Genomic DNA, 10804 nt, shown 5'->3' on the forward strand with positions numbered 1-10804 from the left:
TGATATCTTGCCGCTGTGTGGTCTCAGGAATGCGACGGGACGCGGGTCAGCTTCGCATGCTTGCTGGATCGAGCGCGAGAGCGCAGTTTCGGCCGCCGGGTCTGCCGGCGCTCCAGCACGAAAAAACCCGCGGCGGATTGCTCCGCGCGGGTGTGACGAACTTTCGATGATGCCAGTATGCCGGTGTTTTGCCCGACGAGTCAAAGGAGCGCGCGTCGCGCGGCAGCTTCGTTATCGCTGACCGAGGGGCATAATGATTTCAATGGCCTCGCTACTGTGCATGGGGTTGTTTTCGCGCTTTTATGTTTTGCAGCGCCAAAACGGCCGCGCTCAGCGCCGGCTGCGTGGCGCTTCGGCCTTGGCCGGCGGCTCGGTCTGCGGGACGCAGCTCGCGGCGGCGAGCGAGCCTTGCGCCTGCGGCATCAGGCCGGGCTCGGGGGCGAGCGCCTTCATCAGGATCAGGCCGGTCGTGCTCGGGGAATCGATGATCAGCCGGTCGGCCGCGGTGACCTCTTCGTCCTCGGGCAGCTCGCTGTGCTGCGCTTCGGTCATCAGGTCGAGCTCGATCACCTTGCGGCCCGCGGAGCGGTCGTTGATGGCGTAATAGGCGATCTCGTTGCGGGTGTAGAACGACACCGAGGTGTAGGCCTGGCTGACGGGCACCGTCAGCTTGATCGGTCCGCCCGACAGATCGTAGCGGCAGATCGCCAGCGCAAAGGCCGGATCCATGAACGGCATCGGCGAATTGTTGGGGTCGGCGAGGGGAAGCTGGGTGACGGCGTTCACCTTCGTCATCGGCGTCAGCCGCGAATAGGCATCCTGCGTCGCGATCCGCGGCAGCGCCAGCACGCTGACGAGATGGACCACGAGGCCCAGCACTACGCCGGCAACGATGGTGAACACGAGCCGGATCATGAGCAGCCCGCCGTCGTGATGCTGGGCATCGGCGCGTCGCGCTGGGTGCGCGTTGCGACCCCCACCGGGGTGTCGTAGAGGCGCAGCATCAGGGCGTAGCGCTCGATGCCGCCGGTTGGCAGCCAGTTGCCGGCACGGGAGCGCGAGGCGATGCGGATCTCGAACGAGCCGTCGGACTGCCGGACGATCTCCTGGCTGGTGAAGCCGTAGCGGGCAAGCGAATTGGCGACGAGATGGCCCTTGCGATCATACAGCGTCAGCGTCCAGAACCGCGCCGGCGGCGTCACGCCGGAGACGACGACGTCGCAGCGGCCGTCGAGCGCCTTCTTCTTGTCGTCGGTGGTGGCGGTGAAGGCGACGCCATCGCCGGTGCCGATCGGCAGCTCGCCGTTGCGCACGATGGTGGCGCGCGAATAGGGGTCGGCGTCGGCGGTGCCGGTGCGCGGCCGCGCGGTCCAGGCGCCGATGGTCAGCGTGCCGATCTCGGTGCCGCGAGTCGTCGTCATCCAGGTCGCGCCGACGCCGACCACCGTTGCGAGAAGAAGCGCCGTCAATGTGATCAGGATCAGCCGCACGGGTTTCGATCAGTTCTTGCGCGGGGCGGACGCGTTGACGTTCTCTTCCGCATAGTTCTGCGGGAAGGCGAGCGCGCTCGTCGCCGAGGAGGGCTTGGCCGTCTTGCTGTCGTCGGCCGCGGATTTTTTCGCGGTCCTGGCCGCATCGTCGAGCAGCCTCTCGACGCGCACCAGGACGTCGGCACCGCGCTTGGTCAGCACCGGCGGCGGACCCGGCTTGGTCTCCAGCACCTTCGCCGCCGCATTGGCCTGCGCGTTGGCCACGTGCTGCGGCGGCAGCTTCTGGCCCATGCCGATGCCGGGGATCTCCCGGACCTCGACGCCCTGATGGGCTGCGAGCATGATGTCGTGCCAGGTCTGCGCCGGCAGCGAGCCGCCGGTCATGCGATTGGTCGGCGAGTAGTCGTCGTTGCCGTACCAGACCGCGCAGGTGAAGTTGCCGGTGTAGCCGACGAACCAGGCGTCGCGATACGCATTGGTCGTGCCGGTCTTGCCCGCGGTCGGAATGCCGTCGAGCGCGGCGCGGCGTGCAGTGCCTTCGCTGACGACGTGGCTCATCATGCCGGCCATGTCGGCGGCAACGGACGCGGGGATCGCCTGCCGCGGCTTCGGACCGTCGCGGTCCCAGCGCCAGACGAGGTCGCCGGCGCCGGTGCGCACTTCGAGCACCGCATGCGGCGTCACCGCCTTGCCGCGGTTGGGGAAGGTCGCGTAGGCGACGGCATGCTCGAGCACGGTGACTTCGTCCGAACCGATCGGCAGCGACGGCGTGTCGGGCAGCGGCGCCTTGAGACCGAAGCGGCGCGCGACCTCGACGATCTTGGCGCGGCCGATCTTGGCCGGGTTCGGCGCCTTCGGCTGATCCCGCCGGCCGATCTCGATCGACAGCTTCACCGGCACGACGTTGATCGAGCGCGTGATCGCCTGGGTCAGCGTCACCGAGCCGGAATAGGAATGGCCATAGTTCTGCGGGCACCAATTGCCGATGCAGACGGGGCCGTCGACCACGATCGAGTTCGGCGTGTAACCGTTCAGCAGCGCCGTGGTGTAGACGTAGGGCTTGAACGAGGAGCCGGGCTGCCGATAGGCGTCGGTGGCGCGGTTGAACTGGCTGGCGCCGTAGTCGCGGCCGCCGACCATGGCGCGGATGCCGCCGTCGAGATCGGCGACGACGGTCGCAGCCTGCGTCGCGTGATAGTCGCGGCCGAACTGGCGCAGCTGGTTCTCGACCGCGTCCTCGGCCGCCTTCTGCACGTTGGCGTCGATCGCGAGCCGTACCACGAAGACGCGCTCGGTATAGGACTTCGGGAAGGTGTCGACCAGCTTGCGCATCTCGTCGAAAGCGTAGTCGAGATAATAGTTCGGCGAAGCCTCGTCGCGGCGGTCGACCGCGAAGGCCGGATTGCGGCGGGCGCCGAACACCTGGCCCTCGGTCATGAACCCGGCATCGACGAGGTTGTCGAGCACGACGTTGGCGCGGGCGCGGGCGGCGGGCAGGTTGATGTGGGGCGCGTATTTGGTCGGCGCCTTGAACAGGCCGGCGAGCATCGCAGCTTCCGCCAGCGTCACGTCGCGCGCCGACTTGTTGAAGTAGAAATGCGCCGCGCCGTCGACGCCGAACGTGCCGCCGCCCATATAGGCGCGGTCGAGATACAGCTTGAGGATCTCGTTCTTGGTCAGGCGCCATTCCAGCCAGATCGCGAGGAAGGCCTCGTTGACCTTGCGTTCGATGGTGCGCTCGTTGCTCAGGAACAGATTCTTGGCGAGCTGCTGGGTGATCGAGGAGCCGCCCTGGCGCACGCCGCCGGCCTGGGCGTTGGTGACGAGCGCGCGCGCGGTGCCGGCGATGTCGATGCCGAAATGCTCGTAGAAGCGGCGGTCCTCGGTCGCCAGCGTCGCCTTGATCAGGACATCGGGAAAGTCTTCCAGCGGGATCGAATCGTTGTGCTTGATGCCGCGGCTGCCGATCGGATTGCCGTAGCGGTCGAGGAAGCTCACCGCGAGATCGGACTTCTTCAGCCAGTCCTCGTCCGCGGTCTCGCGGAAGGCGGGGATGGCGAGGGTGAGCATCACGACCAGGCCGCCGAGCCCGAGGGTTGCGGCCTCCGACAGCGGCTCGATGAACACCCAGCGCTTCCAGCGCCCGACATAGAACCGGTCCATGAAGGTCGAGTAGCGCTCGTAGAGCTCGCGGATGCCCTTGGCCGAGGAGAACAGCGAGGAGTCGATACGCGCATCGAGGTCGAGGAAGAAATTCCGGACCCTCTGCTTCCAATGCGGTGGTATGATCTGTCGCACCTAGAACCCTTGAGGCTTGCTTCGAGCGTTCAAGCACCCGGCCGGGGCGGCATCGAGACGTCTTGGGGGAATGTTGCGGCAAACCCAAGGCGCCCGGCCAGCATCCGAGGGACTTACTGTTCCTTCTAGCCGAGCGGGGCCCATAAACCAATGGCCACGCTCGCGATTTTGAACAACGGGCCTAATTGACCCCGGTTCATTACGGGCTTCAGAGAGGCCTCGCTTGCACCCTTGCGGCCGCGCCGCCTAGATGGCGTCGCCGTAGCTCTTTCGAATTCTTGTTGAGGCGCATGACCGCAGCTCCCAAACGACCCTCAGGCCAGGAAGAATTCTTCTGGAAAACCAAGACGTTGGAAGAGATGTCGGGATCCGAATGGGAAAGCCTGTGCGATGGCTGCGGCCGCTGCTGCCTGAACAAGCTCGAAGACGAGGACACCGGCCGGATCTACTTCACCCATGTCGGCTGCAAGCTGCTCGACGGGGCGAGCTGCGCCTGCAAGGACTATCCGAATCGTTCCGACAAGGTTCCGGATTGCGTCCGCCTGACCCCGGCCAATGTCCGCAGCCTGAACTGGCTGCCGCCGAGCTGCGGCTACAAGCTCGTCGCCGAGGGGCGCGACCTCTATTGGTGGCATCCGCTGGTTTCGGGCGATCCCAACACCGTGCATGAAGCCGGCGTCTCCGTGCGCGGCCGCGTCGAGGGAAGCGAGGAGGAGATCCCGGACGAGGAGCTCGAGAACCACATCGTGCAGTGGCCGGCCGTGCTGCCGAAACGGGCCCGTCTGAAGCGACGCCCAAGGGACTGACAAGGGACTGATCCGTCGCCCCCTTGCGATCACGTGTTCGGGATGACCTCGGGGCGGGATGCACCCATGCGCCGTGGTGCCTGCCTGGGAAGAACTTTGCTGTCTACATTGGATTGCATAGAACGAATCCTTCGCGGCGTTGCGCCGCCACATGACGTCCGACGAGATGAACAAAATCGAACGGCAGAGTGCTGCCGACGTCCAGACATTGCCTGACGACATTGCCGACGAGCTGTCCCGCCTTCCCAGCGAGGTGTTGAGCGTCGATGACGCGCCGTCCATCGCGCCGCCGGCGCCGCTGACCTCCGACGAGGTTCGCACCATCGTCATCAGCCTGATGCTGACGATGTTCCTGGCAGCGCTCGACCAGACCATCGTGGCGACCGCGCTGCCGACCATCGGGCGGCAGTTCCAGGACGTCTCCAATCTCTCCTGGGTGATCACAGCCTATTTGCTCGCCTCGACCGCGGTCGCGCCGGTGTTCGGCACGCTCAGCGACATCTACGGTCGTCGCGTCATGATCATCATCTCGCTCAGCCTGTTCGTCGCGGGCTCGGTGCTGTGCGCGATCGCGCCGAACATGCCGATGCTGATCCTGGCGCGCGGTCTGCAGGGCCTCGGTGGCGGCGGCATCATGCCTGTGGTGCAGACCGTGATCTCCGACGTGGTGAGCCCACGCGAGCGCGGGCAATACCAGGCCTATTTCTCCAGCGTCTGGATGGTCGGCGGCATTCTTGGCCCGGTCATCGGCGGCGTGTTCGCCGAGCATCTGCACTGGTCGATGATCTTCTGGATCAACCTCCCGCTCTCGGCCGCCGCGATCGCGCTTCTGCTGCCGAAGATGAAGAAGATCCCGGTGTTCCACCGCAAGCGCAAGGTCGACTGGCTCGGCGGCGTGTTGCTGATGGCCTCTGCCGTGGTCTTCATGCTGGTGCTGACCTGGGGCGGCACGCGCTATCCCTGGCTGTCGCCGACCGTGCTCGCGATGGTCGGTGGCGCGGTCGCGCTCGTCGTCAGCTTCGTCTGGCACGCCCGGCGCGCGGACGAGCCGTTCCTGCCGCTGCCGCTGCTCGGCGGAAGCGTCGTGCCATTCGGGCTGATGGCAGGCGGTTGTGCGCTCGGCGCGATCACGGGCCTCACGGTCCAGCTGCCGCTCTATTACGAATCCGTCTATCACCTCAGCGCCAGCGAGGCGGGGCTTGCGTTGATTCCGCTGGCGGCCGTCTCGACCCTCGGCGCGGCCATCGCCGGGCGCACGATGGCTCGGGCCAAGCACTACAAGCGCGTCGCCATCATTGGCACATCCTGGGCCGCGCTGTGCGGCCTCGGTCTCACGCTGACGACGCTGCCGCTATGGGGCCTGCTGACGCTGATGGCCGCGTTTGCGCTCGGCCTCGGCACCACCTTTCCGGTTTGTGTGGTCTCGGTGCAGAATTCGGTCGCCCGGCCGCAGGCCGGCACCATCACCGGCGCGTTGAACTTTTTCCGCTCGCTGATGTCGTCCTTCACGGTCGCGGCCTTCGCAGCCATCCTACTGATCGCGCTCGGCACCGACATCCCGCTCGCCGGCGAGCATCATGCCGCAGGCGTCGTCAATGCCATTCCCGCCGAGGACATGCGGCATGCGTTCCGTTACGTCTTCGGCGCCGCCACCGCGCTGATGACGGGTGCTGCGCTGTGCCTGATCGCGATGGAGGAGCGGCCGCTGGCCGGCCCCACCGTGACCAAGCACGTCGAGATGGCGGAGTGAGCGGCGCCGCCGGCTGAGCATGATCCTTCGGAGGACCACGGCCTTTCCGGATTACGCCCAAAGCATGATCCGGAAAAGTGCGAAGCGGCTTTCCGTAAAGATCATGCGTAAGCAACAACCTGAAGCGCGATGGCCATTCATCCAAATCCCATCGCGCTTTAGCCGCCGCGATCGGGATCATCATCCCCTGCGCTCGTCGTCTGCCGCGCTTTCGCCGCAAGTTGTCCCTTCAGCCGTGCGAGCGCCTCGGCCGACCAGTCATTGACATCGGTCACCGCGACCCAGGCGTCGACGTAATGCTCGGGTGCGTAGACATGGCCAAAGCCCATCGGCGTATGGGTCGCGACCGCCATGTCGAGGGCGAGCTGCAGCATCGTGACGATGGGATACCACTGCAGCTCAGGTGAGACGTCGGGCCCGCGCGGCACCGTCATCCAGGCCGGCGCCTGGTAGGCGTCGCGGTAGGAAAAGAACGTGATCGCGTCACTGGCATATTGCAGATAGACGACGCGCATCGCCCCCCAGGGCGCATCTGCCGTCACTGTCGCTCCATTCTGGTTCATGAAGCGGACGAAGCGGCCGTCGCGAAATTTCGGCAGCCACGCCGGCGTGCCCGGGTTGCGGTTCGCGGTGATCGAACGCCAGATGCGGCTTTCGAACGGCGGCCCGCTCCAGAGCGCGCCCGCAATCGGATCGCCGATCGTCTCGAACAACTCCGCAGATTTTTCCGAGTTCATGGCGCCGAGACTGAGGCCGTGCAGATACAGCTGCGGCCGGCCGTCCTTCGGCAGCGTCGTCCAGTAGCCATAGATTTCAGCGAACAGCGCACGCGAGGCCTCTGCTCCGTACTCCGGCTGGAAGAGCAGCGACAGCGGGCTGTTGAGATAAGAGTATTGTATCGCCACGCTCGCGACATCGCCATGGTGGAGACATTCCACCGTGTCCATCGCGGCCGGATCGATCCAGCCGGTGCCGGTCGGCGTGATCACGACCAGGACCTTGCGCTCAAAACCGTGCTGACGCTTCAGCTCGTCGAGCGCGAGCTTGGCACGCGCCCGCGGCGTGTCGCGGCCGGCGAGCCCCACATAGACGCGTACGGGATCCTGGGCGGGCCGTCCCGTGAAGGCGCTGATCTCGGCTGCGGTCGGGGCCGAGGCAATGAACCGGCGTCCCATGCGCCCGAGCTCCCGCCACTTCACGAGGGAGTCCGGGCTGCCCGTCCGGTTCGACGCGGTCGGCTGCGGCCGCTCGGGCTCGAGCAGGATATCGAGCTCGCGAAAGGAGGAGTCGAGCGCGTTGAATACGGTGCGGATCAGGACATTGCTGGCGATCGACCAGAACAGCAAGCCCGCGATCAGCACGCCGATAACGTTCGCCACTTTCGGCGGGATGACGTGCCGCGCGCGCGCGGCGAGAAAGCCGGCGACCAGCGTGAACAGCCGTCCCAGCACCAGCAGCACCACGAACGTGACCAGGGCGATGGCGCAGACCTTGAACGGATGCGCGGTCTCGACCGGTGCCATCTTCATCAGGGCGCGGATCGAGTTTTGCCATTCGGCGGTGCGCCATAGGCATACGATGACGACGAGCAGGCAGATGGCGGCGGCCAGCGCATTCGCAATCGATCTCGCGGGCGCCGACGGTTCGGGTAGTTCCAGATAGTGCCACAGCCGCCGCCACAGCACGCCGGCGAAATAGCCGATCGCAAAGCAGCCGCCGGCGAGGGCGCCTTGCGTGAGATAGCTGCGCGGGATCAGCGTCGGCGTCAGCGCGGCCGCGAAGAGTAGCGCGCCCAGCATGAGGCCGACGCCGGAGAGCGAGAGCAATTGGCGCCGAATGAACCACGCGAGACTCTTCAATGAATCCTCCGAGGTGATGCTATCCCTTGTCGCTCCTCATGGATCCGCTCTTCCGCGGCAGGAGAATCGTGAATTCGGCGAACTCTCCCGGCGCCGTCGCGACGTCGATCGTGCCGCCGTGCTGCTTCACCACGATGTCGTGGCTCATCGACAGCCCCAGGCCGGTGCCTTCGCCGGCCGGCTTGGTGGTGAAGAACGGATTGAACATCTTCTCCTTCACCTCGTCCGGAATGCCGGTGCCGTTGTCGCGGATGCGGATCTCCACGCTGTCGCCGCGGTCGCGCGTCGCGGCGAGCACCACCGGCGCGTAGTCGGCGGCGCCGTCCGCCCTGCGCTTGGCGACCGCATGGAAGCCGTTCGAGATCAGGTTCAGCAGCACCCGGGTGATCTCCTGCGGAAACACTTCGGCTTGTCCGGCCGCGGGATCGAGCTTGCGCTCCAGCGTCACGTTGAACCCCGGCTTTTCGGCGCGCGCGCCGTGATAGGCGAGGTTGAGGCTTTCCTCGACCAGCGCGTTGATGTCGCTCAGCCCATGCTCGCCGCCGCCCTCGCGCGAATGCAGCAGCATGTTCTTGACGATGGAATCGGCGCGGCGGCCGTGCTGCACGATCTTTGCCAGATTGTCCTTGAGGAGGCCAGTCAGCTCCTCGACGTCCGCGCGCACGTCCTCGGCGAGCGATACCGGCGCAAGCACATCGTTCAGCTCCTCGGTCAGCTCGGCAGACAGCGAGGCGAAATTGTTGACGAAGTTGAGCGGGTTCTTGATCTCGTGCGCGATGCCCGCGGTGAGCTGGCCGAGGGATGCGAGCTTCTCGGTCTGGATCAGCCGGTCCTGCGCGGCGCGCAAGTCGTCGAGCGATCTGGCGAGCTCGCTCGTGCGGTCCTGCACCTCGTTGAACAGGCGCGTGTTCTCGACCGCGATCACCGCCTGGTCGGCAAAGGTCTTGAGCAGGTTGATCGCCTTGTCAGGAAAATGACCGGGCTCCGGCCGCGTGACGGCGATGGTGCCGATCGCGACGCCGTCACGCAGCATCGGTACCACGAGGATGCTGCGATAGCCTCGGGTCCGCGCCAGTTCCTTCATGGCCTCGGTGAGGCCGGGCTCGTTCTGCATGTCGCTGCGGAATGCATACTCTCCGCTCCTTGCCACCCGGCTGTGAATGCCCGAGCCCGACAGCGGCGCCGGGAAGGAGCTGAGCAGATCGGCGTTGCCGGCTTCATTGTCGGTGGTGAAGGCCGCCAGATGCAGCATGCCGTCGATGACGCGGGTGACGGTGGAGGAGTGCCCGCCGATCAGCGCCTTGGCGCTGTCGGAGATGGCCTGGAACACCGGCGTGACGTCTGATGGTGAGGCCGCGATCACCTTGAGGATATCGGCGGTCGCGGTCTGACGTTCCAGCGCTTCCCTGGTCGCATTGAACAGGCTGACATTCTTGATCGCGATCACCGCCTGGTCGGCGAAGGTCTGAAGCAGCCGCACATGATGCTCCGCGAAGCTGCCTGTCGCACGGCGCGTGGCGATGATGATGCCGATGGTTTCGCCCTCGCTCATCAGCGGGGAGAACAGCATGCTGCGATAGCCCCGCGCACGCGCGATGTCGCGTGCGGCCGGCTCGAGCTCGGTGTCGGGCAGTTGCGCGGCGGCACCATTGGCAACGAGCTGATACGGCGGGAATTGTGCGAACGGCACGGGGAACGAGGCCTGGAGCACGCGATCGCCGGCCGGATCGGTCGGGGTGAATGCCGCAAGGTGGGCGGCGCCGTCGATATAACGCAGCACCGCGGTGGAGAAGCCACCGATCAGCCGGTTGGCATAGACGGCGATCGCCTCGAACACCGGCTGCACGTCGGACGGCGAGGCCGCCATCACCTTCAGGATGTCGGCCGTGGCGGTCTGCCGCTCCAGCGCCTCACGCGTCTCGTTGAACAGCCGCGCGTTCTCGATGGCAATCACGGCCTGGTCGGCAAAGGTCTGGAGCAGCTGTACGAGATCGGGCGCGAAGGCGCCAGTCTCGGCCCGCGTGACGCTGATCATGCCGACCGGCGCGCCCCGGTTCATCAGCGGCATGAACAGCACGCTGCGAAAGCCGCGCAGCCGCGCCAACTCCCGGTTCAGCTCCGGAACGTCGGCCGCCTCGCTGTCCGGAAACTGGATCGTCTCGCCGTCGCGCACCAGCGCAAAGGTCGGGAAGTCCGCGATCTTGCGCGGGAACGACGCCCTCAGCCCTTCGTCCGCCTCCGGGCTGGTCGGTGTGAACGCCACGAGGTGCAGCTCGTCGCCGATGAACTGGAGCACGGTGGCGGAGAAGCCGCCGAGCAGGTGCTTCGAGCTGGACGCGATCGCTGCGAAGACTGGCCGCGCGTCGGAGGGCGAGGCTGCGATGGTGCGCAGGATCTCGGCGCTCGCGCTCTGGCGATCCCGCGCAATCGCAAGCTCGCTGCGCAGCCGCGCGTTCTCGGCTGCAAGTTCAGCGGCGATATCCTTCGGAGGGTTGGTCATTCGCAATCCGGCTTGATGCCGCGACAGGTGCAGCACCGGGCCGGATTATCACATCCCGCGCGGCAGGAGCCAGCCTCGACGACAGCGGCACAGAGCCGAGA

Annotated in this window: 7 protein-coding genes; 2 read left to right on the top strand and 5 right to left on the bottom strand. The window is 66.2% G+C overall.

Going from position 1 to position 10804, the window contains the following annotated elements:
* Positions 1–330: 330 nt before the first annotated feature.
* Genes ABIA42_RS07705 through ABIA42_RS07715 form a run of 3 tightly spaced genes read right to left on the bottom strand, consistent with a single transcriptional unit; the run spans position 331 to position 3788 of the window.
* Positions 331–915: a DUF1254 domain-containing protein gene (locus ABIA42_RS07705; protein WP_271528514.1), complete on the bottom strand. Its 585-nt coding sequence runs from the start codon at positions 913–915 to the stop codon at positions 331–333.
* Positions 912–1490: a DUF1214 domain-containing protein gene (locus ABIA42_RS07710; protein ID WP_028177842.1), complete on the bottom strand. Its 579-nt coding sequence runs from the start codon at positions 1488–1490 to the stop codon at positions 912–914. The genes ABIA42_RS07705 and ABIA42_RS07710 overlap by 4 nt, the downstream gene beginning before the upstream one ends.
* 9 nt (positions 1491–1499) lie before the next feature.
* Positions 1500–3788: a transglycosylase domain-containing protein gene (locus tag ABIA42_RS07715; RefSeq protein WP_370114472.1), complete on the bottom strand. Its 2289-nt coding sequence runs from the start codon at positions 3786–3788 to the stop codon at positions 1500–1502.
* 290 nt (positions 3789–4078) lie between these two features.
* On the opposite strand from ABIA42_RS07715, the gene ABIA42_RS07720 reads away from it, so the two are divergent.
* The gene (locus ABIA42_RS07720) at positions 4079–4594 is read left to right on the top strand and encodes a YcgN family cysteine cluster protein (protein WP_131874292.1); all 516 of its coding nucleotides are present in this window, start codon (positions 4079–4081) and stop codon (positions 4592–4594) included.
* 166 nt (positions 4595–4760) lie between these two features.
* Complete coding sequence (locus tag ABIA42_RS07725; protein ID WP_370114470.1) at positions 4761–6344, top strand: MDR family MFS transporter; 1584 nt, start codon at positions 4761–4763, stop codon at positions 6342–6344.
* Positions 6345–6502: 158 nt separating this feature from the next.
* Here the strand turns inward: ABIA42_RS07725 and ABIA42_RS07730 are convergent, their stop codons facing one another.
* Positions 6503–8143 (bottom strand): alpha/beta-hydrolase family protein, encoded by a 1641-nt coding sequence (locus ABIA42_RS07730; RefSeq protein ID WP_271528692.1) that lies wholly within the window; start codon positions 8141–8143, stop codon positions 6503–6505.
* Positions 8144–8222: 79 nt separating this feature from the next.
* Entirely contained in the window at positions 8223–10703 is a 2481-nt protein-coding gene (locus ABIA42_RS07735; protein ID WP_370114468.1) for a GAF domain-containing protein, read from the bottom strand.
* Between the last annotated feature and the right edge of the window lie 101 nt (positions 10704–10804).

This window comes from Bradyrhizobium sp. USDA 327, from assembly GCF_041262065.1.
GTDB classification, from domain to species: domain Bacteria; phylum Pseudomonadota; class Alphaproteobacteria; order Rhizobiales; family Xanthobacteraceae; genus Bradyrhizobium; species Bradyrhizobium liaoningense.